Here is a 25,798-nt window from a genome sequence, read left to right as displayed (position 1 = left end):
CCGACAATGTCCACCTCATCGATGTCCGCCATGGTCCTCAACCGCTACGGCGAGGACGCGCCGTTCGAATCCGCCACACTGCCTCGCCCCCAGGTCAGCGCCGGTCAGGTGGTGGTGCGTATCGCCGCCACCAGCGTCAACACCATCGACACCATGATCCGTCAGCTGGGCCAGGAGGAGCTGCCGATCGCACCGGATCTGCCCGCCGTGCTCGGCATGGACTTTGCCGGCACCATCGAGGAAGTCGGCGAAGGCGTGACCGGCTTCGCCCCGGGCGATGAGGTCTACGGCTGCGCCGGCGGGCTCACCGACCTGCAGGGCAGTCTGGCCGAGTACATGCTCGCCGACGCCCGACTGATCGCGCACAAACCGCGTTCCCTGTCGATGCGTGACGCCGCGGCCCTGCCGCTGGTCGCCATCACCGCCTACGAGGGCCTGACCCGCGCAGGCGCAGGAACCGGCGATAAGGTACTGGTGCATGGCGGCGCCGGTGGCGTCGGCCATGTGGCGGTGCAGCTTGCCCGCCATCTGGGGTGTGAGGTCTACGCCACCGGTTCCGGCGACAAACAGCGCGAACTGATCGAAGGCTTCGGTGCCACCGCCATCGACTTCAAGACCCAGAGCGTCGATGACTACGTCAACCAGCACACCGATGGTGCCGGCTTCGACGTCATCTTCGACAGCGTGGGCGGCCCCAACCTGATCAACTCCTTCAATGCGGTCAAGCTCAACGGCCAGGTGGCGACGACCATGTCGCTGGCCGAACTGGACATGACCCCGGCGCACTTCAAGGGCGCCTCGCTGCACGTGATCTTCATGCTGATTCCGATGATCCACAACGTCGGGCGGGAAGTGCACGGCAACATCCTGTCGACGCTTGCCGAGATCATCGATTCGGGGGCACTGACGCCGCTGGTGGACGACAACCGCTTCGCCCTGGCCGACGTCGGCAAGGCCTACGCCCACCTCACCTCGGGCAAGGCCGTCGGCAAGGTGGTCGTGGAGGTCGAGGGCTGATCAGGAAAACCAGCGTGTCAAGGTAGCGCTGGCCCTGTCCTTGTGCTCATCCTTGACGTAGGCCGCCACGGTCATCAGCGCCACCGCCAGCATGCCCATGTCGTCGGTGTAGCCGACCAGCGGGGTCAGATCCGGCAGGGCGTCCAGCGGTGAGATGAAGTAGCCGAGCGCACCGTAGATGGTGGTCTTGGCCCACACAGGAGTGTCCTTGTCCCGGGCGGCGTAGTAGAGCGTCAGTGCCCGGGACAGGGTGACCTCGCCGGCGGCCTTGGCGTAGCGCCCGACCTTGGCCCAGAAGCGCTCGTCGGAATAGTGGCCCTGGTGCTCGTCGATCGGCTCTCCGGCCAAGATGACCTGCTGGGTTGTCTCGTCTTTCATTTTTTCCTCCCGTTGCGCCGTGGCATCGCCCGCTGCCCTTCCCTGAGCCGGCCCCAGTCGGCGATATCTTTATCGCTGATACCGCTGTCCTAGTGAAGCAGGACTCACCGTGTCAGTTCAATGGTGTCGCCCTGCCCCGTGCCTGCGCCAGCATCATCGGATGTTTCGTGTCGATTGTTGCCGCAAACGAAAAAGTGATTCCGCCGCGAGCCTCTTTTTCCCCGCCCCTGACGGCGCCACACTCCATTACAACGATTAGGGCTTGTCTGAAAAGTGCCTGCGCTCGGTAATACGGCGTTAAAAATCGGATCAAAATGCTCATTTACACCCCGTAAACTGCGCTTTCTCACCGATTTTTGCCTTGTCTAACCTTCGCTCGTCGACTTTTCGGACAGCGCCTAGCGTTCTATCGAATTGATACGCCTCCCCTCGAGGCAGGAGCCAAGATGAGCTTGCAACGACTGACCAGTGGCCCCTTGACCCTGGGTCTGGAGCTGGCGCTGGACAATGACTGGAGCCCCGCCGGTGAAGCCGCCCGCCTGCGCGATGGTCGCGCCTTCGGCGTCCCCGATCTGAGCGAACACCTTAACCCTGTCCAGCTGGCCGATCGCCTCGGCTTTCGTGCGCTGTGGCTGCGCGATGTACCGCTCTACGACCCGCATTTTGGCGACGCCGGTCAGGTGTTCGAGATGTTCACCTACCTGGGCTATCTGGCGGCGTCCACGCAGCATGCACTGTTGGGCACCGCCGCTGCGGTGCTGCCGCTGCGCATGCCCTGGCTGGTCAGAAAGGCCGCCGCGAGCGTGCAACAGCTCAGCGGTGACCGGCTGCTGCTGGGTGTCGCCAGCGGTGACCGTCCGGTGGAGTATCCGCTGTTCGGCATACCTTTCGAGCAGCGCGGCGAGGCCTTTCGCGACGCCGTCGCGGTGCTGAGGGGCGATCAGGATGCGCGCCTGGACGCGGGCCAGGCGCTGCTGCCGATGGCGACGCCACCGCCCCTGCTGGTGGCCGGTCTGGCCCAGCAGCGCCCGGACTGGGTCGGTCAGCACATGGATGCCTGGCTGGCCTACCCCGGCACGCCGGAGGACCACCGCCGTCGGGTCGGCCTGTGGCGCGAGGTGGCCGGCGACAAGCCCTACATCAGCTTCCTGCACCTGGACCTGGCCGAGCGCGCGGACGAACCGCCTCGCCGCCACCGCTTCGGGCTGAGGGTCGGCAGCCAGGGATTGATCGCCGAGCTCGAGGCCATGCAGGCCGCCGGCGTCAATCACATCGGCCTGAACCTGCGCCGCAACCAGGCGCCGGTGGAAGAGACCCTGCATCGCCTGGCCGAGGAGGTATTGCCGGCCTTCGATGCTGGCTAGGCTCACCGCGCAGCGACGTGCGACTAACAGCCGGCTCGTCACCCTTTCCACACTCAGGACGCCAGGCCCATCCCACCAGTGCCCTTGCCGTACATTTCGGCAAAGCCGGGGATGCGTGCCTCCCACTGGGGTGGCGAGCCGACCATCTCGCGCAGAATCTCGATAAAGCGCCGGGTACGCAGCGGCATCTCGCGGTGGGGATAGAGCAGCGTGATGACGCCGAACTCCGGCAGTGCCAGGTCGGTCATCAGCGGCAAGATGCGCCCGTCACTGACTTCGTTGTACATGGCGAAGGCCGGCAGTACCCCGATGCCCATGCCTTCCATTACCCCACGCTTGATCACCTCAGCCTCGCTGGTGCGCACCTGGCTATTGAGCGGCAGCTTCTGCTCCCGCCCCTGGTCATCGAGGTACGGCAGATAGTCGAGCTGGAACTGCTGTGAGCTGAAGGTCAACGCCGGCAGCCGGGCCAGGGTGGCGAGGTCTCGTGGCTCACCATGGCGCTCGATAAAGGCGGGACTGGCGCCGATCAACAGATGATTGGGCGCCAGTGGCGAGGCCACCAGATTGGAATCCTTCAGGTCGCCGACCCGCAGCACCAGGTCATAGCCTTCACCGATCACGTCGACCCGTCGTTCTTCCAACTGCAGGTCCACCTGCACATCGGGATAGTGCTGGCGAAAGCGTCGCATGGCCTCGAAGCCCAGGCAGCGGCCGAGGATGCCCGGGGCGCTCACCTTGAGCCGTCCGCTCGGCAGCTGCTGCAGGTTCTCGGCCAGCGCCTGGGTGTGGTACATCCAGTCACGCAGCTCACGCCCCTGCTGCACCATGGCCTGCCCCGCCTGGGTCAGTGACAGCGAGCGCGTCGAGCGATTGAGCAGGCGCACCCCCAGCTCCTGCTCGAGGCGCGCGATATGCTTGGACACCACCGAGCGATCCAATTCGCGGCGCTTGGCGGCCTCGGAAAAGCTGCCAAGCTCGGCCACATCGACCAGCAGCAGCAGACGACTCGGTTGGTCCATGAAGGTCTCCACAGAAGGTACAAGCGCACACATGCGTGCATATTTGGCATCAATAATGTGCGACCAACCGGTCTAATACAAGTCTCGATCGAGGATTACACTGGCGAACCTTTTGCTCAGGAGTCGCCAGATGTCCGACCAACGCCCCCCGTGCGACCCCCAGGTGGTGTCGCCTGCCCCCTCCCCTGCGCTTGCCGTATCGCCACCGCAGCCTGACGACCTGCCGGCTCGAGGGGGTGCCGATAGCGCTGGCCGCACTGGACATCGCAAGGCGAGTCGCACGGCACGTCGCACTGCACCTCGTGCAACACGTCGCCTGGCCCGTGGCCTGGGGCTCGCCACCCTGGCGCTGTTGCTGGCGGCCTGCCAACCCGGCGAAGGTCAGGGAGGACAGGGTGACGCTGCCGATGGCGCGGGCTCTGCGCCCGCGCCTCGGGTCGAGGTGGTTCAGGCGGTGCGTCAGCCGGTCTCGAACTGGTATCGCTACACCACCCGCCTCGAGGCTCCCGAGCGTGTCACCCTGCGCCCCCGGGTCACCGGTCAGGTGGCCGAGATCCTGTTCGAGGAAGGCTCCCTGGTCGAACAGGGCCAACCGCTGGTGCGCCTGGACCTGGCGCCCTTCGAGGCGCGGGTGCGTGAGCTGGAGGCGGGGCTTGCCAGGGGCCGGGCCGAGCTGGCCCGCGCCAACGGTGAGGCCAACCGTGCCAATCAGCTGGTCGGGCGCAACCTGATGGCCCGCGAGGAAGCCGAGGCCCGGCGCGCCAGTGCCCAGGCCCAGAATGCCGAGGTCGCCTCGCTGCAGGCACAGCTCGACAGTGCTCGTCTCGATCTGGCCCACGCCGAGGTCAGCGCGCCGATCAGCGGTCGCGTCTCCCGCGCCGACCTGACGGTGGGCAACGTGGTCAGCGCCGGCCAGAGCGTGTTGACCACCATCGTCAGCACCGACCAGGTCGACGCCTACTTCGATATCGACGAGCGCAGCTGGAACCGCGACTTTGCCGAGATTACCGCCGATCAGGGCTGGCCGGTAGAACTGCAGCTCGCCGGCCAGGACGACTTCGCCTACCTGGGCGAGCTCGACTTTATCGACAACCGGGTCGATGAGGCCACCGGCACCCTGAGGGTGCGCGCTCGCTTCGACGCCGGGCATCCCTCGCTGCGCCCCGGCGCCTTCGCCCGGGTGCGAATCGCTGCCGCCCGCCATCGCGATGGGGTGCTGGTGCCCGACCGCGCCATTGGCACCGACCTCGACGCCAACTTTGTACTGGTCGCCGACGAACAGGGCAAACTCGCCTACCGCAAGGTCACCACCGGCGCCCGCTTCGGGGCCTGGCGCGAGATCAGCGAAGGGCTCGAGGGCGGTGAGTCCGTGGTCGCCGCCGGTCCTTCGAAGTTCGGCCCCGGCATGGCGATCTCTCCTGCGCTGGTCGACGGCCCCGACCGCGCCCCGCTGGAGCAACTGCGAGAGCGTACCCGTCGCCTGGCCGAACGCCTCGACGCCAAGCACCTCGATCAGGAGCCTGCGCGCACATGAACCTGTCGAACTTCTTTATCAGACGCCCGGTGTTCGCTGCGGTGCTGTCGATCCTGATCGTGGTGGCCGGCAGCCTGGCGCTGTTCAAGCTGCCGGTCTCTGAATACCCCGAGGTGGTGCCGCCCACCGTGGTGGTCAAGGCCAACTACCCCGGCGCCAATCCGGAGGTCATCGCCAAGACCGTGGCCACCCCGCTGGAGCAGGAGATCACCGGGGTCGAAGGCATGCTGTACATGGACTCCCAGTCCACCGCCGACGGCAACCTGACGCTGACCGTGACCTTCGCCCTCGGCACCGACCTGGACCAGGCCCAGGTCAACGTCCAGAACCGGGTGGCCCGCGCCACGCCTCGCCTGCCCCAGGAGGTCCAGGCGCTGGGGGTGACCACCGAGAAGTCGTCGCCCAACCTGACCATGGTGGTCCACCTGACCTCACCGGATGGGCGCTACGACCAGCTGTGGCTGTCGAACTTTGCGCGGCTGAACCTGCAGGACGACATCGCTCGCCTCGAGGGCGTAGGTGACGTCGGCCTGTTCGGGGCCGGCGAGTACGCCATGCGGGTGTGGCTCGACCCGGACGCCATCGCCTCCCGGGGCCTCGGCGCCAGCGACGTGGTGGCGGCGCTGCGTGAGCAGAACCAGCAGGTCGCCGCCGGCAGCCTGGGCGCCCAGCCAGCCCCGCGCGAAAGCCAGTTCCAGCGCCTGCTCAACGTCAAGGGACGGTTGTCCTCGCCTGAAGAATTTCGCCAGATCGTGATCCGGGTGGACGACGACGGCCGCATCACCCGCCTGGGCGACGTCGCCCGGGTGGAGCTCGGTGCCGACCAGTACGCCCTGCGCGCCCAGCTCGACGGCAAGGACGCGGTGGCCTTGCCGGTGTTCCAGCGTCCGGGCTCTAACGCCATCGCCCTGTCCGACGGCGTGCGCGACTATATGGCCGAGGCCGCCGAGACCTTCCCCGACGGCGTCGACTACGACATCGTCTACGACCCCACGGTGTTCGTGCGGGGCTCCATCGAGGCGGTGGTGCATACGCTGCTGGAGGCGGTGCTGCTGGTAGTGGTCGTGGTAGTGCTGTTCCTGCAGACCTGGCGAGCATCGCTGATTCCGCTGATCGCGGTGCCGGTCTCGCTGATCGGCACCTTCGCGGTGATGCAACTGATCGGCGTATCGATCAATACGCTGTCACTGTTCGGCCTGGTGCTGGCGATTGGCATCGTGGTGGACGACGCCATCGTGGTGGTGGAGAACGTCGAGCGCAATATCGAACTCGGCCACTCGCCTTATGAGGCCACCCGCATAGCCATGAGCGAGGTCACCGGGCCGATCATCGCCATCGCCCTGGTACTGACCGCGGTGTTCGTGCCGACCGCCTTCATCAGCGGTCTGACCGGCCAGTTCTACCAGCAGTTCGCGCTGACCATCACCATCTCGACGCTGATCTCGGCGTTCAACTCGCTAACCCTGTCACCGGCACTGTCGGCGCTGTTGCTCAAGCCCCACGGGGCGAAGCCCGACTGGCTGACCCGGCTGATCGACGCCCTGTTCGGCCGCTGGCTGTTCAGCCCCTTCAACCGGGCCTTCGCTGCCATGTCGCGGGGCTACACCGGGCTGATTCGTCGCCTGCTGCGCTTCGGGCTGATCGTCGGTCTCGGCTACCTGGCGTTGCTGGGACTCACCGGCAAGCTGTTTCAGGAGGTCCCCGGCGGCTTCATTCCGTCCCAGGACAAGCAGTACCTGGTGGCCATGGCCCAGTTGCCCGACGCCGCGAGCCTCGAGCGCACCAGCGAGGTGCTCGCCGAGATGCAGGAGATCGCCCTGGCAACGCCGGGGGTAGCCAACACCGTGGCCTTCCCCGGTCTTTCGGTGAATGGCTTCGTCAACGCCTCCAACTCGGGCATCGTCTTTACCCCGCTTGCGCCCTTCGACGAGCGCCAGTCGCCGGAGCTTTCGGCCGGCGCCATCGCCGCCCGCCTCAATGCCCAGTTCGCCCAGATCGACGAGGCCTACGTGGCGGTGTTCCCGCCCCCGCCGATCCTTGGCCTCGGCACCACCGGGGGGTTCAAGCTGCAGCTACAGGACCGCGGCAACGTCGGCTTCGACGGGCTGTTCGAGGCGACCCAGGCGGTGGTCGGCGCCGCCAACCAGGATCCGCGGCTGGCCGGTGTCTACTCGAGCTACCGCATCCAGGTGCCGCAGTACGACGTGGAGGTGGACCGCGAGCAGGCGCTGGTGATGAATGTCTCGCTAGACGCGGTGTTCGACACCCTGCAGATCTACCTGGGGTCGCTCTACGTCAACGACATCAACCGCTTCGGGCGCACCTACCAGGTGCGCGCCCAGGCCGACGCCGAATACCGCCTGGACGCCGAGGCCATCCGCCAGCTCAAGGTACGCAGCAACGACGGCCGGATGATCCCGCTGGGCAGCTTCGTCGAGGTCAGCCCGACCACCGGGCCGGACCGGGTCATGCACTACAACACCTTCGTCAGCGCCGACATCAACGGCTCGCCGGCACCGGGCGTGTCCAGTGACCAGGCCAAGCAGGCGATCGAGGAGGTGCTGGCCACCACCCTGCCGGCCGGCGTGGCCTACGAGTGGACCGAGGTCACCTACCAGCAGGTGCTGGCGGGCAACACCATGATCTACGTCTTCCCGCTGGTGGTGCTGCTGGTGTTCCTGGTGCTGGCGGCCCAGTACGAGAGCTGGTCGCTACCGTTCTCGATCATCCTGATCGTGCCAATGACGCTGCTGTCGGCCATGGCCGGTGTGTGGCTGACCGGCGGTGACAACAACATCTTCACCCGCATCGGCTTGATCGTGCTGGTGGCGCTGGCCTGCAAGAACGCCATCCTGCTGGTGGAGTTCGCCCGCGAGCAGCAGAGCCAGGGACAGTCGCGACTGGACGCTGTGCTGACCGCCTGCCGCCTGCGCCTGCGGCCGATCCTGATGACCTCGGTGGCCTTCACCGCGGGCGTCATCCCGCTGATGCTGGCCTCCGGTGCGGGTAGCGAAATGCGTCAGGCGATGGGCGTGGCGGTGTTCTACGGGATGATCGGGGTGACCCTGTTCGGGCTCTTGCTGACCCCGCTCTTCTATGTGGGCGTGCGTCGCCTGGTGGAACGTCGCCGGCCACGCTCAGGCGATAGCGATACCGCGTCACCCGAGGCGACATCACCCTCCGCCTCCTGAGGCCCTGCCCGCTGCCGAGTCTGGCGTTACCTGCGTCGGACTCGGCAGGCAGCCCACCATTGGCGGACGTGCATCAGAACAGGCGCGCCGCTATCAGGGAAGCCGCAGCGCTTCGATCAGAACAGGCGCGCCGCTATCAGGGAAGCCGCAGCGCTTCGATCGACCGGGCCATATCGTCGGCCAGGGCGTGCACCGCCTGGCTATCGACCTCGCGCTGGGCGTAGGCGCGAAGACCCATCACCTCGGCCTGTAGCCGCCGTCCCAGGCGCACCGGGTCGGCGCTCGGCTCAAGCTCTCCGGCGTCCTTGGCTGCGCGAAACTGCTCGACGAAGCCGGCTTCCATGGCCTCGAGCAAGGCCTCGGCCTTGCCCAGCGCCGCCTGCTCTCGCTCGCCCAACTCCAGCAGGCTCTTCACCAGCATGCAGGCCCGGCTGGGAAGCTCCTGGTCCCGCAGACAGCCCAGCTTGCGCAGGTAGGCGGCCAGCCCCGCCAAGGGCGAGTCGTACTCGGCCAGGGTACGCTCGAGCTCGACCAGCCCGAGCCGGGCATAGCGTTCCAGCGCCTCCTGAAACAACGCATCCTTGCTGCCGAAGGCGGCATAGATGCTGCCCGGCCGCATATCGAGGGTGCGTTCCAGGTCCTTGAGCGAGGTAGCGTGGAACCCCTTCTGCCAGAACAGGTGCAGGGCACGTTCAAGCGAATCCTGACGGTTGTGTAGTGTCGCGCGCGGCATGGATGGGTCCGGTGTCGTGGCCGGTACGGCCTTCAGAAAATTGAGCAACTGCTCAAATTTTAACTTGAGTGATCGCTCAGGTATAGCTAGAGTGTGCCCGAACGGCTTTCAGCAGGGCCTGCTGGCGGCCAATTTTGAGCAATCGCTCAAAAAATTCGGAATCAATGGCGCGTGCAACGCCCCGGTCTGCAACGGTCTGCGGCCTTGCCACAGGCGCCATCACACAGGAGAACCCGATGACCGACTTTAGCCTCCACGACAAGCAAAGCGCCCCCGAAGAGAGCCAGGCACTGCTCGACAACTCGGTCAACGCCTTTGGCATGATCCCCAACCTGCACGCGGTCATGGCCGAGGCACCGGGCCTGCTGGAAGGCTACCAGCGCCTGCACCAGCTATTTCTGGATTCCTCCTTCGATGCCGAGGAAACCACCGTGGTGTGGCAAACCATCAACGTCGAGCACAACTGTCACTACTGCGTGCCGGCCCACACCGCCATCGCCAAGCAGATGGAAGTGGATGACGCCGTCTCCGACGCCCTGCGCAACGAAGACCCGCTGCCCAACGAGCGCCTCGAAGCGCTGCGTACCTTCACCCTGTCGGTCGTGCGCGAACGTGGCAACGTCGATGACGACGCCGTGCAGGCCTTCCTCGACGCCGGCTACACTAAGCGCCAGGTGCTCGAAGTGATCCTGGCCCTGTCCCAGAAGGTCATGAGCAACTACACCAATCACCTGGCCAACACCCCGGTGGACGAACCCTTCGCCAAGTTCGACTGGAAGAAGGCCGAGTAACGACCACCCTATCGACAGGACGCTACTGTGGCGTCCTGTCGTGGTGCCTGGTCGTGGTACCTGGCCGAGGCCACCGAAGGCCCCGTCGATCGCGACGGGCTCGATCAAGGAGACGCCATGACTGCCCCAGAACGCCCCGACGTGCTGGTCTTCGACGTCAACGAAACGTTGCTCGACCTGACCCACCTTGAGCCGCTGTTCGATCGGCTGTTCGGCGACCCGGCGATGCTGCGCGAATGGTTCGCCCAGCTGATCCTCTACTCCCAGTCGATGACCCTGTCGGGTCTCTATACGCCCTTCGGCCAACTCGGCGCAGGCGCCCTGCGCATGACCGCCGAGATTCACGGGGTCACCCTCGAGCAGAACGATCTCGACGAACTGGGTGAGCGCATCGGCTCCATGCCGGCGCACTCCGACGTGGCCCCGGCACTCGAGCGGCTTCGTCAGGCCGGCTTTCGCATGGTCACCCTGACCAACTCGGCACCGGGCGCTGGCCCCACGCCGCTGGAAAAGGCAGGACTGGCCGAGTATTTCGAGCGCTCGTTCAGCGTCGACCAGGTCAAAAAGTTCAAGCCCGCGCCGGACACCTACGCCCAGGTCGCCGAGGCCATGCAGACACCGCCATCTAGACTGTGCCTGATTGCCTGCCACCTGTGGGATACCATCGGCGCCCAGGCCGCCGGCTGGCAGGGTGCACTGGTGCTACGACCCTACAACGCCATGTTGCCGGCGGACGGCGTCCCGGTACCGGACTATAGCGTCGACGATATCGGCAAGTTGGCGGATCGGTTGATTGGTTCCTGATCAAGCAGCTCCGCTACTTGATTCGGCGGCCAGTCCCGCAGGCCGGGCCTGGTACTGCCTCCCGAAGACACCTTGCGAAATCACATTCTTTGCTCTACCATGCGCAGCCTCTCGACGCCGCATCCCCTGCGGCATCTGCGCGCCCGTAGCTCAGCTGGATAGAGTACCTGACTACGAATCAGGTGGTCGGAGGTTCGAATCCTCCCGGGCGCGCCATCGATTGTCTTTCTTGTATCTTGTCTGTCTTTTCTTTCTGGCTTTTCTGTCTAGCCTTTCTATCTGATCTTTCGTTCGACGCCCTTCCAATTTCTGTACCGACGTCGACCGCGTCATCAAAACACTTTTTTACAAAAATACGACAATCCAGCAACTCCTTGTATTTGACGCGAAACGTCCGCCAACATCGGACTTTCTCGCCGCAATGAGACGCTTTCTCTCCTTACCCTGATTATCCTCCCCCGCCTTACCTCTTCTGTTGCACTGAATCGTCAACAACTCCTCCTATACTCGTTCGATCGGGCTCCCTTGGAGCCTCTCATCGCGTCAAATCACTGGTCATCGTCGTACGTGACCGGGTCAGGGAGACAGACGGTGTTCGCATTCAATCCTTATCGCAACAGAGCGCAACGCTGGAGCGGTTATCTAGCGGCCAGCCTTATCATGACGATGTCCACGTCGGTGCTTGCCCAGGAGAATGACTCCCAGCAGCAGGACAACGGGAACTCGTCCAAACCCAACATCCTGGTGCTGTGGGGCGACGATATCGGGCAGTCCAATATTTCGGCCTTCACCCACGGTCTGGTGGGCTACCAGACCCCCAATATTGACCGCATCGCCGACGAAGGCATGATGTTCACCGACTACTATGGTGAACAGTCCTGCACCGCCGGCCGCTCGTCCTTCATCACCGGCCAGAGCGTGTTTCGCACAGGGCTATCCAAGGTCGGCCTGCCGGGCGCCGCTCAGGGCATCAGCGAGAAGGACCCGACCATCGCCGCCCTGCTCAAGGCCGAAGGCTACGCCACCGGCCAGTTCGGCAAGAACCACCTGGGTGATCGCGACGAACACCTGCCGACCAATCACGGTTTCGACGAATTCTTCGGTAACCTCTATCACCTCAACGCCGAGGAAGAACCCGAGCACCCGGACTACCCTGCCGATATGGAAATGCCGGACGGGCGTACCTTCCGCGAGGCCTTCGGCCCCCGTGGGGTAATCAAGTCCAGCGCCGACGGGCAGATCGAGGACACCGGACCGCTGACAAGCCAGCGAATGGAGACCATCGACGAGGAATCCTCCGCCGCGGCGCTGGACTTCATCGAGCGCAAGACCGCCGAGGGCACCCCCTGGTTTGTCTGGTGGAACGCCACCCGCATGCACTTCCGTACCCACGTCAAGGACGAGCTGCGCGGTATCTCCGGTCAGAACGAATACGCCGACGGTATGGTCGAGCACGACATGCACGTGGGCCAGTTCCTCGACAAGCTTGACGAGCTGGGCATCGCCGACAACACCATCGTGTTCTACTCCACCGACAACGGGCCGCACATGAATACCTGGCCCGACGCTGGCATGACGCCATTCCGCGGTGAAAAGAACACCAACTGGGAAGGCGGCTGGCGGGTACCCGCCATGGTCCGCTGGCCAGGTCAGATCGAGGAAGGCTCCATCTCCAACGAGGTCATGCACCACATGGACTGGATGCCGACCTTCATGGCCGCCGTCGGCAACGATTCCATCAAGCAGGACCTGCTGGAGGGTGGCGTTCAGGCCATCGGTCGCGAGTACAACGTACATCTGGACGGCTACAACTTCCTGCCCCTGCTCACCGGGGAAAGTGAGGAAGGCCCCCGTCATGAGGTGTTCTACTTCTCCGATGACGGTGACCTGACCGCGCTGCGCTACGATGACTGGAAGCTGGTGTTCATGGAGCAGCGCATCGAGGGTACCTTCGAAGTGTGGGCGAACCCCTTCACCCCGCTGCGTGTCCCCTTGATGTTCAACCTTCGCCGCGATCCCTACGAGCGTGCTCAGCTGACCTCCAACACCTACTATGACTGGTTGCTGGATCACTCCTTCCTGGCCCTGCCCGCCCAGTCCTATGTGGCAAACTTCCTGGAGACCTTCAAGGAGTTTCCGCCACGCATGAAGGCAGCAAGTTTCAGTCTGGATCAGGTAATGGAAGCCCTGGAACAACCCGCCAGCGTTCACTAACGCCGGCTTGAACGCCACGAGCCGCTCCCCCGGGGGCGGCTCGTCGGTGAAAAAAGACGGGTCGAAGAGCCCCTTCCATTCTCTCAAGGAACCGAGTGCATGAATCCCCCTAATCCGAGCATCCTCCAACGACAGTCACTGGCAACGCTGCTGCCCGCGGTACTGTTGTCTCTGCTTCCTGCGATGGCACTGGCCGACCCGCTGCCTTCCTGGAATGCCGGTCACAGCAAGAGCACCATCGTCGACTTTGTCGAGACCACCAGCGATCCGGACAGCGAAGACTTCGTGCCACAGGAGCGACGCATCGCGGTGTTCGACAACGATGGCACCCTGTGGAGTGAACAGCCCGCCTACACCCAGTTGCTCTACGCCCTGGACCGCGCCAGCGAGGCCGACCCCGAGGCGCTCGACACGCCGCTCAAGAAGGCCGCCGCCGAAGGTGACATCGACACCCTGCTGGAGGCAGGCGAGGAAGGCATCCAGGCGCTGCTGTCGCTGTCCCACCAGGACCTGTCGCTGAGTGACTTCCAGCAGGACGTGAGCGACTGGCTGGCCAACGCCACCCACCCCGCGACCGGCCGCTTCTACACCGACATGGTCTACCAGCCGATGCTCGAACTGCTCGGCTATCTGCGCGACCACGGCTTCTCGACCTACATCGTCTCCGGTGGCGGGCTCGAGTTCATGCGCGTCTTCGCCAGCGACGTCTATGGCGTGCCGCCCCAGAACATCATCGGCAGTACCGGCGAGATGGAACTGGTCGATCTCGAAGACGATCCGCAGCTCTACAAGCGCGGCGGCGACATCTGGCTCGATGACGGCCCCGGCAAGGTGATATCGATCAACCGCCATCTGGGCCAGCGCCCTATTCTCGCCGTGGGCAACTCAGACGGCGACGTGCCGATGCTGATCTGGACCACCGAGGGCGAAGGCCCGCGCCTTGGCGTGCTGGTTCACCACACCGATGGCGAGCGCGAGGTCGCCTACGACAGCGACAGCCATATCGGACGCCTGGCCGATGGCCTGGAACAGGCTGAAGCGCGCGACTGGCAGTTGATCGACATGGCCCGCGACTGGCAACGCCTTTACCCGGAGAAACCATGAGCCTCAACGACGACATCAAGGGACTCGAGGCCGCCATCGGCGAGTCGATCATCGGCCAGCGCGACGTCATTCGGCGGCTGGTGATCGGCCTGCTGGCCGGCGGCAACCTGCTGATCGAAGGCCTGCCGGGACTGGCCAAGACCCGCGCGGTCAAGGCCATGGCGCGCCACCTGGAGGCCGACTTCAGTCGTATCCAGTTCACGCCCGACCTGCTGCCTTCCGACGTGACCGGCAGCGAGGTCTACCATCAGGGCGAGGAAGGCGCGGTATTCCGCTTTCACCCGGGCCCGCTGTTCGCCAATCTGGTGCTGGCCGACGAGATCAACCGCGCCCCGGCCAAGGTACAGTCGGCCCTGCTCGAGGCCATGGAGGAGCGCCAGGTCACGGTGGGCGGCACGACCCACAAGATGCCGGCGCTGTTCATGGTGCTGGCTACCCAGAACCCGATCGAGCAGGAAGGCACCTACCCGCTGCCCGAGGCGCAGATGGACCGCTTCATGATGCATGTGCGGGTCGACTACCCCAGCCGCGAGGAAGAGGTTCAGGTGATTCGCCTGGTGCGTCAGGAAGAGCAGGCCAACAATCGCGAGGCAAGCCCGGCCGCCGGCGACGCTCCTGCTCAGGTCCCCGTGGCCCTGGCCCAGGAGGCGATCTTCGCCGCCCGCCGCGAGATCGCCGCCCTGCACGTGGCCGAGCCGATGGAGCAGTACATGGCTACGCTGGTGGACGCCACCCGTCACCCGGCGGACTTCAGCGACGACCTGGCCCGCTACATCGAACTCGGCGCCAGCCCGCGCGCCTCGCTGGCGCTCGACCGTTGCGCCCGCGCCCACGCCTGGCTCGAAGGCCGCGACTACGTGGATCCGGTGGACGTCCAGCAGGTGGCTCCGGAGGTGCTGCGCCACCGCATCGGGCTGAGCTTCGAGGCCCAGGGCCAGGGCTTCAGCGCCGACGACGCGGTCGCCACCCTGCTTGGCTGCGTGGCGCTCCCCTGAGGCCTGGTCTCGTGCAAACCCGGTCCGTACACGCCTTCTAGCCGCCAGACTTCGCCACGGCGTGAGCCTCGCCCCGGCAAGGGACGGATCCCTGGACAAGAGGTATCGATGCGCCTGCCATTCGCCAGACACCCGGCTTCCCGGACGGTGCCCGGCTCCACGGAGCGAACCACGCTGGATCCGCGCGTGCACCTGGACCTGGCCCAGCTGACGGCGCTGGAACCCCAGGGCCGCCGCCTGCGACTGCTGCCGCGCCAGCCGGCTCGCAGCGTGCTCAATGGCCGCCATGGCTCGCACCTCCGGGGGCGCGGCCTGGACTTCCTTGAACTACGCGACTATCAGCCATCGGACGACGTGCGCAACATCGACTGGCGGGTCACCGCGCGCACCGGCACTCCCCATGTACGGGTGTTCACCGAAGAGCGCGATCGCCCCGCCCTGTTGGTGGTCGACCAGCGCATGTCGATGTTCTTCGGCAGCCGCCACGCCATGAAGTCGGTCACCGCCGCCGAAGCCGCCGCGCTGCTGGGCTTCGCTGTGCTGGAGCAGGGCGACCGGGTGGGCGGCATCGTGGTCAGCGACGAGGCCGTCGAAGAGTTCCGACCGCGTCGCTCCCGGGCCCAGCTGATGCGCTACCTGAGCGCCCTGGCCCAGGCCAACCAGGCCTTGCATCCACAGCGCAAGGCACCCGCGCCGACCTCGCTGGATCAGGTACTGACGTCGGTGGCACGCCTGGCCAGCCGTGACCACCTGATCATCCTGCTCAGCGATTTCGACGTTCCGGGCCCGCGCACCGAAGCACTGCTCGGCGCCATCCGCCGCCACAATGACCTGATGCTGGTGGCGGTCAGCGACCCCTTGTCCGAGCGCTTGCCTGACGACCTCGCCTGCGTGGCCACCGACGGTCAACGCCACGCCCGCTTTGATACCTCCGACGCCGATCAGCGCCGGGCGTTGGAAAGCGTGGCCAGGGAGCGCCGCCAGCAGCTTGAGCGCTGGTCACGACAGCTTGGCGTCGGCCTGGCGTCGCTGTCTGCGGGCTCCCCCACCCTGCCCCAGCTGCGTACCTTACTGGGGCTGCCGTCCGAGGGTGCTGCTGGTTCAGACGCTGGCGATGACCCGGCGACAGGGGGGCCGCGATGAGTACCGCTGCGAGCAACGACGATATCGTGATGTTGCCCGACCTGATCGATCAGCTGTCCGAGGCACCGGTTCCCCCTGCGATCCCCTGGATACCCCAGACCTGGGGCTGGTCGCTGCTGGCCGTCGTGATAGTGGCGCTATTGGCGCTATGGGGCATCCGTCGGTATCTGCGCTGGCGTGCCGATGCCTATCGCCGCGCCGCCCTGATCGAGCTCGACCAGCGCCTGGATGACGAAGGAGCGATCGCCCTGGCGGAGATCCTCAGGCGGACCGCCCTCTCTGCCTATCCGCGAGAGCGTGTCGCCGGCCTGACCGGCCAGCGCTGGTGGCGCTTTCTCGATGCAAGCCTGGGCGACAGACGCACCCCGCATTTCGACGGCCCGCTGGGCCAGGAGCTGTCCACGGCGCCCTACCGGGCCACCCCGACAGACGGCACCAATCCCCCATCGGCGGAACTCGTGGCACTGAGCCGACGCTGGATCCGCCACCACCGTCGCGATATTCCCCAGGAGTCGGCGTCATGATCGAACTGGCGACGCCCTGGGCGCTGGCCCTGCTGCCGCTGCCGTTACTGGCCTACTGGCTGCTGCCAGCCCACCGCCAACGGCTGGCAGCGCTGCGCCTGCCGTTCTTTCAGCGACTGGTGGAGGCCGCCGGTGTCTCGGTTCCGCGCGGCCGCCAGCGCTCGCCGCTGGCTCGGCTGACACAGCCGCTGGTGTGGGGACTGATCGTGCTGGCCCTGGCCCGTCCGGAGAAACTCAGCGAACCCATCGTCTGGCAGAGCGCCGCCCGCGACCTGATCCTGGCGGTGGACATCTCCGGCAGCATGGATGAGTCCGACCTGATCGATGCCGAGGGTGAGCCCCGCCAGCGCCTGGCGGCGGTCAAGGAGGTCATCGCCGACTTCGTCGCCGATCGCGAGGGCGAGCGTCTGGCGCTGATCGTGTTTGGCTCGCGGGCCTACGTCCAGGCGCCGCTGACCGAGGACCTCAAGACGCTGACCACGCTGCTCGACCAGACCGAGGTCGGCATGGCCGGCCCGCATACCGCGCTGGGTGACGCCATGGGTCTGGCCATCCGCCAGTTCGAGGCAAGCGACGTGGAACAGCGGCTGTTGATCCTGCTGTCCGACGGCGCCGACACCGGCAGCCGCATGAGCCCCATCAACGCCGCCTCCATCGCCGCCGAGCGCGACGTGCGGGTGATCACCATCGCCATGGGTGATCCTCAGGGCAGCGGCGAAAACCGCGTCGATAGCGAAACCCTCGAGGCCATCGCCGAGACCACCGACGGCGCCTTCTTCACCGCCACCGACCAGCAGGCACTTGCCGCCATCTACGCGCGGATCGATGAACTGGCACCGCGTGAGGTCGCCACCCACAGCTATCGCGAGCACCGCTCGCTGAGTCACTGGCCGCTCGCTCTGGCGGCGGCGCTGGTGCTGCTGACCCTGGCGCTCGATCGCCGGCAGTTGGTCCGCTCACGGACGGCTGGCGCTCCCGCTGGCGGGAAGGCAGATACCCGGACAGACGTCGCCGAACACCCTGATACCAGCCGCGGCGACAACACGCAGGAGGGCACGCCATGAGCGAATGGCTCGACGGTCTCTCCGCGCTGCACCTGCTGCGTCCACTGTGGTGCCTGCTGCTGCCGCTGGTGGTGGTGCTGTGGTGGTGGCGCCGCCGGACCCCCTCGGCGGACATCGGCGGTGACCATTTTGCCCCCCACCTGGCATCTGCCCTGCGTGCCGATGGGCACGACCGCCGCCGACTGCGGCCGCTGGACACCCTGGCGCTGCTCGCCATCCTGCTGATCCTGGGCGTTGCCGGTCCCGCCTGGACGCGCATGCCCAACCCGCTGATCGCCCAGAGCGCCCCGCTGGTGGTGGTGCTGGAGGTCAGCGCCAGCATGGACCAGAGCGACGTGCCACCAAGCCGCCTGGAGCGCGCCAAGCACAAGATCCAGACCCTGCTCGAACGTCGCGACGGCGCCCGTACCGCCTTGATCGCCTACGCCGGCAGTGCCCACCAGGTGGTGCCGCTGACCGACGACCCGGCGCTGGTCACGCCCTACCTCGAGGGGCTTTCCAGCGACGTCATGCCGGAAGACGGCGACGCCGCCGGGCAAGCGCTGGCGCTTGCCGCCAGCGTGCTCGACGGGGCTCGACGCGACAACGCAGGGCTTCCCGGCGCGGTACTGCTGGTGAGCGACGGCGTCACCGCGCAGGGTTCCGTCACGGCCGGTCTCGGCGAGGATGACACCCTGCTGGTGCTGGACGTGAACGCTCCCCGCAGCTCCGGGACAAGCACGGCGTCGGTGGCAGGCGCGACCCGCGTGGGGCTGAGCGTTGACGACGCCGACGTGGACGAGATCACCCGCCGTCTGGCCGCCACCTACCAGCAGGCGCTACGCGATGACGACCGCCTGGCCTGGGAGGATCGCGGCGTATGGCTGGCCTGGCCGGCGGCACTGCTCGCTCTACTGGGCTTTCGCCGCGGCTGGCAGCTCGGCCTGTCCGGCCTGGCGCTGCTGCCGGTGCTGTGGGCCGGGCCCGTCACGCCGGCCCTGGCCCAGGAGGCGTCCAGGGCCACCGAGACCCTCGACACCAGCCTGGCGGGAAGGCTGACCCAAGGCCTCGCAGACGCCTTTCTGACGCCGGACCAGCAGGGCCGATGGTGGGCCGAACACAACGACTACGGCCGTGCGGCCCGCCACTTCGAGGATCCGGCCTGGCTCGGCTATGCGCTCTACCGCGATGGCCAGTACCAGGCGGCGGTCGAGGTGCTCGAACGGCTCGACAGCGCCGATGCTGCCTTCACCCAGGGTCTGGCGCTGATCAAGAATCGTCAGTACCGCCCCGCCATCGACGCCTTCGAGACGGTGCTCGAGCGCGACCCCGACTATCCCGAAGGTCAACGCAACCTGGAACTGGCCAGGGAGATACTCGCCTACGTCGAGGACACCCGTGAGCAGTCCGATACCGGCGAGGAGCTCGGCATCGGCGCCGACGACGTGGTATTCGACAATGAAGAGGCCCGGGGTGAGGACACCGAACAGCCGGTGGAGAAACCTGGCCAGCAGATCACCGCCGAGCAGTGGATCGAGACCCTGGACACCGATACCAGCGACTTCCTACGCCAGCGCTTCGCCATCGAGGCGCAGGCTCCCGCTAGCTCCGTGAGTGGGACCGATAGTGATCGTGATAGCGACAACGACAGGGAGACGGCGCCATGAACCCACGTCGAGTCAGCCGCGCCTCGCGCCCTGGCAAGAGTGCGCCGAGTCTGGCGGGGCTCATGCTGCTGTCGTTGCTGCTGTCGTCGCTGGCGCTGATGTCGACACTTTGCTCGGCCGCAGCGACAGCGGCGAATACCAGCTCGTCCCCGGTCCGGCTCACGGTCGAGCTCGAGCCGCAGGAGCTGGCGCCCGGCGACAGCGCCGAGCTGCGTGTCCAGGTGCTGGTACCCACCTGGATGCCTGAGCCTGTCACCTTTCCGAGCCTGGACCAGCCGGGGCTCAGGGTGACCCTGGGCGATCGCGCCACCACCCCGACCAGCCAGCGCGTCGATGGAAAGACCTGGTCCGGTGTATCGCGCCGCTATCGCCTGACGCCACTGTCCGCCGGACGCTTCGAACTGGGCAGCGGCAGCCTCGAGGTCACCTACGCCTCTCCCGAGGACAACTCCCCGACCCAGCAACGCCTCACCCTGCCACCGGTGACCCTGACGGCCCAGCTGCCCGAGGCCGCCGAGGGACTCGAGCCCTATCTGTCGGCCCGCGACATCGAGCTGACCCAGACGCTCGAGATCGTGCGAGCGGGTGAGAACGGCAAGAACGGCAAGAACGGCAAGAACGGAGAGAATGGCAAGAACGGTGAGCAGGCGCAGGGCCAGAAAGGAGACGATGGTGATGCTGACGACACCGAAAACGCGGGCGACGACCGACAGTCACCGGAGCAAGACGGTGCCGACGGTGACAGCGGCCCCATCGAGCTCGAGGCCGGCGACAGCGTCACCCGCACGGTCACCGCGCGACTGAGCGGCGGCAGCGCTCTGCTGCTGCCCGACCTGCTGTCTGCACCGGCCAAGGAGGCAGGCGACGAGACAGCGATGGCCCCGCTCGGGGTCTATCCCGAGACACCACGCCTTGAAGAGTCCAGCGATGGCGGCACCCGTACCGACCGCGTGACCTATGTGGCAGAAACCGGTGGCAAGAGTTCTCTGCCCGGAGTCTCGCTGCGCTGGTACGATCCCGAGAGCGACAGCCTGGAGCAGGCAGAGCTTGCGCCACTCGAGGTCAGCGTCTCGGCACCCCGCGCCGCTCGCAGCGCAGAGGACTGGTCGCGCCTCGTTCTCGGCGTCTTGCCCTGGCTGCTGGGACTGGTGCTGCTGGTGTCGCTCACCGCCTGGCTGTGGCGGCGCCTTGCCATCGGTGCCAAGGTGCGTGCGCATTGGCAATATCACCAGCAACAACAGCGCCAGCGTCGCGAGGCCAGCGGCGTGGCCGGGCTTCATCGCCTGAAGCGATCCCTCGATGCCCGCGACCTGGTCGCGGTGCGCCGACACTGGGAGGCCCTGGAACCCCATCTGGACAGCAATAGCGAGGCGCGCGCCCGCTTTGCCAACCGACTCGACGCCCTGTGTCGCGCCCGCCTCGGTCCCGATCGCGAGATCGCCAAGCCAGCGGCAGGTTTTCGCGATACTGGTGGCGACGGCGGCAGCGATGGGGATGGCGGCGGCGAAGGCGATGGCATGGACAGTAAAGAATCCCTCTGGCAACGCCTGGCACAGGCCCTGCCAAGTGCACGAGAGCTTGCATCATCGCGCTCTGCAAACCGACAGCTTGCCCACGACCGCCTGACGGCGTTGAACCCGACTGCACAAGTGACCCGACGTAATGCGTGAACCTGGCCGTTTATCCTTTCTTCGATGCCTGCGTGCTCGACTTGCGACGCTCCTTCCGAGCGTCGAGTCCACAGGGCCCGCACCTGCGCTTTCGTCGACGCTGACACCAGCGCTTTCGATGGTATCGGCACCAGCGCTTGCCATGGCCCTGATGGCGGGGTTGCTGGCCGCACCGGAGAGCATTGCCCAGGCGCCTCAGGGAACGCCCCCGACGACGGCCACCGAAGCCAAGGGCTACGCCCCCGAAGGAAGCTGCGCCTCCTGTCACGAGGCCGAGACCCAGGCATGGCAGGATTCCGACCACGCCTGGGCGCTGCGCGACGCCACCCCCGACAATGTACTGGGCGACTTCGACGACGCCAGCTTCGAGGATGGCGAGGTCAAGGCACGCTTTCACCGCCGAGGCGATACCTTCCTGGCGACTCTGGAAGGCCCACAGGACCCCGCCGAGACCTTCGAGATCCGCCACACCTTCGGCGTACGCCCGCTGCAGCAGTATCTGGTAGAGCAGCCAGGGGGACGACTGCAGAGTTTGACCATCGCCTGGGACTCGCGCCCCGCCGACGAAGGTGGGCAGCGCTGGTTCTCGCTCTACCCGGGCCAGGCGTTTACCCCGGATGACCCCCTGCACTGGCGCGGGCGCTACCAGAACTGGAACGCCATGTGCGCCGACTGCCACTCGACCAACCTCGAGAAGCACTACGATCTTGAAAGCGACAGCTTCGCCACCACCTGGCACGAGCAGAGTGTCGGCTGCCAGAGTTGCCACGGCCCCGCCCAGGATCACCTGGACTGGGCGGCCCGGTGGCAGGCCGACGAAGTCGCTCCCGCGTCCTCTCCCGCCTCAGCCGGCGATATGGGCCTTGCCCTGGATCTCGCCGACATGGACGCCCCCGAGCTGGTCGAGCAGTGCGCTCGCTGCCACAGTCGCCGCCAGATGCTGGGCGCGGGCCCGGTGCATGGTGCTCCGCTGACCGATGCCGCCCTGCCGAGCCTGTTGGGCGAGGGCATGTACCACGCCGACGGCCAGATCCAGGGCGAGGTCTACGTCTATGGCTCGTTCACCCAGAGCCGCATGTACCAGCAGGGTGTCAGCTGCATGGACTGTCATGACCCGCATACCAGCGAGGTAAAGATCGAGGGCAACGGCCTGTGCCTGCAGTGCCACAACCCGGCGCCTCCGCCGCGCTTCCCGACCATGCAGCGCAACAACTACGACAGTCCCGAGCACCATCACCATACCCCCGGCAGCGAAGGCGCCCAGTGCGTGAGCTGCCATATGCCCGAGACCACCTACATGGTGGTGGACCCGCGTCGCGACCACAGCTTCCGGGTGCCCCGCCCGGATCTCGCCGAGGCCACCGGTAGCCCCGACGCCTGCACCGGCTGCCACCAGGACCTGTCGCCCGCCGACGCCGCGGCGCAGATTCGTGAGTGGTTCGGTGACGACAGCCGCAGCGCCAGTCGTTCCCACTACGGTGTGGCGCTTCAGTCGGCCCGCCTGGGCCGCCCTGAAGCGCCGGACTATCTGAAGGCGCTGATTGAGGATGACGATACTCCGGACATAGTGCGCGCCACCGCGGTGGACGCGCTCACCCCCTTTGCCGGCGACGCCCTGCCGACGCTTGAGCAGGCGCTGCAAGACGAGTCCCCACTGGTCCGTGCCGCCGCAGCGCCAGTATTCGCCCAGGCCCCCGAAGGCGCCAGGGTCGAGCTGCTGCTTCCATTGATCGATGACGAACGCCTGGCGGTACGCGACGAGGCGGTCAAGGCGCTGGCCGGCACCTCGTTGATGGTCATGCCACAAGAGCGTCGTGCAGCCTTTCTCGAGGCACGTCGCGACTACGAGCGGCGCCTGGAGCAGAACGCCGACCTGCCCGGCAACCGCCTCAACCTGGCGGTACTGCTGGCGCGTACCGGACGCGAGGACGAAGCCGAGCAACAGTATCGTGCGGCGCTGGCGATGGACCCCTACTTCCTGCCGGCCCGCGCCAACCTGGTCACCCAGCTCAGCGCCGAAGGCCGCCAACAGGACGCCCGAGCACTGCTGAAGGACGGCATCGCCCTCGATGGCATGCCCGCACCGGATCGAGGCCACCTGGCCTACCTGCTGGCACTGTCGCTGGCAGAGGATGGAGGGATGCAAGAAGAGGGTGGGATGGAAGAGGCCCTGTCCTGGCTCGAGAAGGCGGCCGAATGGCGCCCGGACCACGCCCGCACCCACTACAACCGCGGACTGATGCTGGACCGCCTGGGACGCAAGGACGAGGCCCTGGCGGCACTCGAACAGGGACGCCGGCAGGCACCCGGAGATCCCGACCTGCTCTACGCCCTGGTCTACGTCAACGCCACCAGCGGGCGCATCCCCCAGGCGCTGTCGGCCCTGGCCGAGTTGCGCCGACTACGCCCGGACGACCCACGACTGGGGCAGCTGGAGCGCCAGCTACGCGGCAATCAATAGCATCCCTGAAGATGCCCTGCCCCCTTCGGCCTGGATGAAAAAGTGCCTGGGCGTCATCGGACGTCGACCGACGTCGCCCAGGCGCTGATGCGACAGCCAAAGAGTCGTCGGGTGGTTGGCGGTGGGGTCGTTGGTTGGGTCGTCGGTGCGGCCGGCCTTACGCCTCGCTCTCGTCCACCACCAGGCGATTGCGCCCCTGGCGCTTGGCCGCGTAGCTGGCCGCATCGGCACGTTCGATGGGGGCGTGAATATCGGCATCGCCTTCACGAAACTCGGTGATGCCGAGGCTCGTGGTGACATGGTATTCACGCCCCTCGTGGACCACACAGGTGTCGTTGATCACCGCCAGGATGGCCTCGCCGATGCGTTGCGCCTGGGCCAGTGTGCAACTTGGCAGCAGCACCGCGAATTCATCGCCGCCCTGGCGTGCCACGTGATCGCTGCTGCGAACACAGCGGCCGACTTCCCGAGCGATGCGACGCAGCATCTCGTCACCGAGCGGATGGCCACCCTCATCGTTGATCGGCTTGAAGCGATCCAGGTCGAACAGCATCAGAACGGAGGGCTTGGCCAACTTGCGCCAGTCCGCCATGGCCTCCTCGAGGCGACGCTCGAAGCCTCGACGGTTCAAGAGGCCGGTAAGGGGATCGTGTTCGGCCTCCCACTGACGTATCGCCTCCTGCTGACGACGGGCGGTGATGTCCTTCACGGTACCGACGAAGCCGATCACCTCGGTATCGATGGCGACCTGGCTGGCGTGAACCTCCAGCCACAGAAGCTCGCCATCGGCCCGCCAGTAGCGGTATTGACGCAGAAAGTCCTTCCCTGAGGCCATGCTGTAGCGCCACAGCTCGATCGCCGCATCACGATCCTCGGCGTGGATCGCCTGGACCCAGCCGTAGCGGTCCTGCCCTTTCATGGTACGACCGGTCAACTGGGCCAGGGCGTCATTCATGTAGGTGATGCGCCCCTGGGTGTCGGTCACGAACATGCCCACCGGCGAGGACGCCAGCACGCTGTCGAGGAACGCCTGACGTCCGCGCAGATCATTCAGCGCCCGGTTTCGCTCGACCTCCACGGCATTGAATGCCTCGGCGACCTGGGTCAATTCCTTCATCTCGGTACCCAGCGAGACGCGCCCACGCAGCCCCTTGCCTACCTGGGCGATCTGCGACTGCAACTGGTAAAGCGGCCGCAGCAGCAGCCAAACCATCCAGCCAAGAAGCGGCAGCAGCAATAGCGCGATACCCACCCCGACCCAGCTGAGGCGTTTCAGCAAGCCCCACAAGGGCGCCAATACCTGGCCTTCCGGCAAGAACACGCCGACGATCCAGTCCGCCGGCCACACCTGCCGGTAGGCCTGAAAGGTCATTTCGCCATTTACCGTAGGTCCATAACGCTCGCCCTCCCAGCCATCGAGGGCCAGGTCCAGGGCCGGGTTGTGGGACAGGTCTCCCAGCGTCCCCATCACGCGCCGACGGTCAGGGTGGTAGAGCACCTGCCCTGAGGCGCTGAACACGGCTGCGTAGCCTTCGCCACCCAGCCGGACCCGGCTCAAGCGTCGGAAGATACCGCCCGAATGAACTTCGACTACGCCTCCCAGAGCCCCCATGAAACGACCGTCGTCGCCCTTCAGCGGCACCAGCATCAGCACCAGCGGAAGCCCGGTAATACGCCCATAGATGGGGTCACTGACGTAGGGCCGCCCGACCTCGCGCAAAAAACTGAAGTACTCACGATCGCTGATATCGAGCCCTTCGCGCCCCGGTGTCACCGGCCAATCGGTGACCACCTTGCCGTCGCCGTCGAACACCACCAGGCCGTCGAACAGTTCGAGCAGTACGCTGTTGTCCTTCAACACCCCACCGCCGGGGTCGAGCAACGCGCCACTCGGGTGCCTGGACGCCACCCGCTCAAGCATCGCCAGGCGTGTCTCGATCTCTTCGGTCACCTCATCGGCGATCAGATGCGTCTCGTAACGCAGGTGAGAAAAGTTCACCTCACGCACCAGGTCCTTGCCGGTGTACCAGCCCCACGCCAGCAGGATCGTCACCACGACAACCCAGGTCATCGCCAGGCCAGTCATCATTCTCAGTTGCAGCGAGAGCGAAGCGACAAATCTGCACAGCTTGGGCACGAAGGC

Annotated in this window: 19 protein-coding genes and 1 tRNA gene; 16 read left to right on the top strand and 4 right to left on the bottom strand. The window is 66.2% G+C overall.

Annotated features, from left to right (window positions below; genetic code table 11):
• Nucleotides 1–6 precede the first annotated feature (6 nt).
• Complete coding sequence (locus NFH98_RS04635) at nucleotides 7–1,017, top strand: zinc-dependent alcohol dehydrogenase family protein (protein ID WP_348827646.1); 1,011 nt, start codon at nucleotides 7–9, stop codon at nucleotides 1,015–1,017.
• Here the strand turns inward: NFH98_RS04635 and NFH98_RS04630 are convergent, their stop codons facing one another.
• Entirely contained in the window at nucleotides 1,018–1,395 is a 378-nt protein-coding gene (locus NFH98_RS04630; protein ID WP_348827645.1) for a YkvA family protein, read from the bottom strand.
• Nucleotides 1,396–1,841: 446 nt separating this feature from the next.
• On the opposite strand from NFH98_RS04630, the gene NFH98_RS04625 reads away from it, so the two are divergent.
• A complete protein-coding gene (locus NFH98_RS04625) occupies nucleotides 1,842–2,759 on the top strand; it encodes a TIGR03571 family LLM class oxidoreductase (protein WP_222515559.1) in 918 nt (305 codons plus the stop codon).
• Nucleotides 2,760–2,812: 53 nt separating this feature from the next.
• On the opposite strand, the gene NFH98_RS04620 is transcribed toward NFH98_RS04625, so the two are convergent.
• A complete protein-coding gene (locus NFH98_RS04620; RefSeq protein WP_348827644.1) occupies nucleotides 2,813–3,781 on the bottom strand; it encodes a LysR family transcriptional regulator in 969 nt (322 codons plus the stop codon).
• Nucleotides 3,782–3,911: 130 nt separating this feature from the next.
• On the opposite strand from NFH98_RS04620, the gene NFH98_RS04615 reads away from it, so the two are divergent.
• Together NFH98_RS04615 and NFH98_RS04610 are read left to right on the top strand one after the other, a co-directional pair.
• The gene (locus NFH98_RS04615; RefSeq protein WP_348827643.1) at nucleotides 3,912–5,315 is read left to right on the top strand and encodes an efflux RND transporter periplasmic adaptor subunit; all 1,404 of its coding nucleotides are present in this window, start codon (nucleotides 3,912–3,914) and stop codon (nucleotides 5,313–5,315) included.
• A complete protein-coding gene (locus tag NFH98_RS04610) occupies nucleotides 5,312–8,506 on the top strand; it encodes an efflux RND transporter permease subunit (RefSeq protein ID WP_348827642.1) in 3,195 nt (1,064 codons plus the stop codon). The genes NFH98_RS04615 and NFH98_RS04610 overlap by 4 nt, the downstream gene beginning before the upstream one ends.
• A 136-nt stretch (nucleotides 8,507–8,642) precedes the next feature.
• On the opposite strand, the gene NFH98_RS04605 is transcribed toward NFH98_RS04610, so the two are convergent.
• Complete coding sequence (locus NFH98_RS04605) at nucleotides 8,643–9,239, bottom strand: TetR/AcrR family transcriptional regulator (protein WP_286986177.1); 597 nt, start codon at nucleotides 9,237–9,239, stop codon at nucleotides 8,643–8,645.
• Nucleotides 9,240–9,475: 236 nt separating this feature from the next.
• Between NFH98_RS04605 and NFH98_RS04600 the strand changes: the two genes are divergently transcribed.
• From NFH98_RS04600 to NFH98_RS04545, 12 genes are all read left to right on the top strand, one after another.
• Nucleotides 9,476–10,030, top strand: coding sequence for a carboxymuconolactone decarboxylase family protein (locus NFH98_RS04600; RefSeq protein ID WP_108131421.1), 555 nt, complete (start codon nucleotides 9,476–9,478; stop codon nucleotides 10,028–10,030).
• Between the two features lie 117 nt (nucleotides 10,031–10,147).
• A complete protein-coding gene (locus tag NFH98_RS04595) occupies nucleotides 10,148–10,834 on the top strand; it encodes a haloacid dehalogenase type II (protein ID WP_108131634.1) in 687 nt (228 codons plus the stop codon).
• Nucleotides 10,835–10,973: 139 nt separating this feature from the next.
• A tRNA-Arg gene (locus NFH98_RS04590) sits at nucleotides 10,974–11,050 on the top strand.
• 444 nt (nucleotides 11,051–11,494) lie between these two features.
• On the top strand, nucleotides 11,495–13,048 hold the full coding sequence (locus tag NFH98_RS04585) for an arylsulfatase (RefSeq protein WP_108131420.1): 1,554 nt from the start codon (nucleotides 11,495–11,497) through the stop codon (nucleotides 13,046–13,048).
• A 99-nt stretch (nucleotides 13,049–13,147) separates the two neighbouring features.
• On the top strand, nucleotides 13,148–14,152 hold the full coding sequence (locus NFH98_RS04580; protein WP_108131419.1) for an HAD family hydrolase: 1,005 nt from the start codon (nucleotides 13,148–13,150) through the stop codon (nucleotides 14,150–14,152).
• Complete coding sequence (locus NFH98_RS04575; protein WP_108131418.1) at nucleotides 14,149–15,147, top strand: AAA family ATPase; 999 nt, start codon at nucleotides 14,149–14,151, stop codon at nucleotides 15,145–15,147. Before NFH98_RS04580 ends, NFH98_RS04575 begins: the two co-directional genes overlap by 4 nt.
• 108 nt (nucleotides 15,148–15,255) lie before the next feature.
• Complete coding sequence (locus NFH98_RS04570) at nucleotides 15,256–16,290, top strand: DUF58 domain-containing protein (protein WP_108131417.1); 1,035 nt, start codon at nucleotides 15,256–15,258, stop codon at nucleotides 16,288–16,290.
• Nucleotides 16,287–16,814, top strand: a complete 528-nt coding sequence (locus tag NFH98_RS04565) for a DUF4381 domain-containing protein (protein ID WP_108131416.1) — start codon at nucleotides 16,287–16,289, stop codon at nucleotides 16,812–16,814. Before NFH98_RS04570 ends, NFH98_RS04565 begins: the two co-directional genes overlap by 4 nt.
• Nucleotides 16,811–17,878, top strand: coding sequence for a VWA domain-containing protein (locus NFH98_RS04560; protein WP_108131415.1), 1,068 nt, complete (start codon nucleotides 16,811–16,813; stop codon nucleotides 17,876–17,878). The genes NFH98_RS04565 and NFH98_RS04560 overlap by 4 nt, the downstream gene beginning before the upstream one ends.
• Nucleotides 17,875–19,524 carry a VWA domain-containing protein gene (locus tag NFH98_RS04555; protein WP_108131414.1) on the top strand — a complete coding sequence of 550 codons (1,650 nt, stop codon included), beginning with the start codon at nucleotides 17,875–17,877 and terminating at the stop codon, nucleotides 19,522–19,524. Before NFH98_RS04560 ends, NFH98_RS04555 begins: the two co-directional genes overlap by 4 nt.
• On the top strand, nucleotides 19,521–21,194 hold the full coding sequence (locus NFH98_RS04550) for a hypothetical protein (protein ID WP_349622282.1): 1,674 nt from the start codon (nucleotides 19,521–19,523) through the stop codon (nucleotides 21,192–21,194). The genes NFH98_RS04555 and NFH98_RS04550 overlap by 4 nt, the downstream gene beginning before the upstream one ends.
• Nucleotides 21,195–21,312: 118 nt before the next feature.
• Nucleotides 21,313–23,655 (top strand): tetratricopeptide repeat protein, encoded by a 2,343-nt coding sequence (locus NFH98_RS04545; RefSeq protein WP_197037051.1) that lies wholly within the window; start codon nucleotides 21,313–21,315, stop codon nucleotides 23,653–23,655.
• A 157-nt stretch (nucleotides 23,656–23,812) separates the two neighbouring features.
• Here the strand turns inward: NFH98_RS04545 and NFH98_RS04540 are convergent, their stop codons facing one another.
• Nucleotides 23,813–25,792, bottom strand: coding sequence for a sensor domain-containing diguanylate cyclase (locus NFH98_RS04540; protein ID WP_308812403.1), 1,980 nt, complete (start codon nucleotides 25,790–25,792; stop codon nucleotides 23,813–23,815).
• Nucleotides 25,793–25,798 lie beyond the last annotated feature (6 nt).

Origin of the sequence: Halomonas sp. H33-56, from assembly GCF_040147035.1 — a bacterium.
In the GTDB taxonomy this organism is placed as follows: domain Bacteria; phylum Pseudomonadota; class Gammaproteobacteria; order Pseudomonadales; family Halomonadaceae; genus Halomonas; species Halomonas litopenaei.
Note: the sequence above shows the minus strand (reverse complement) of the source record. Positions and strands in the feature narration are given on the sequence as shown.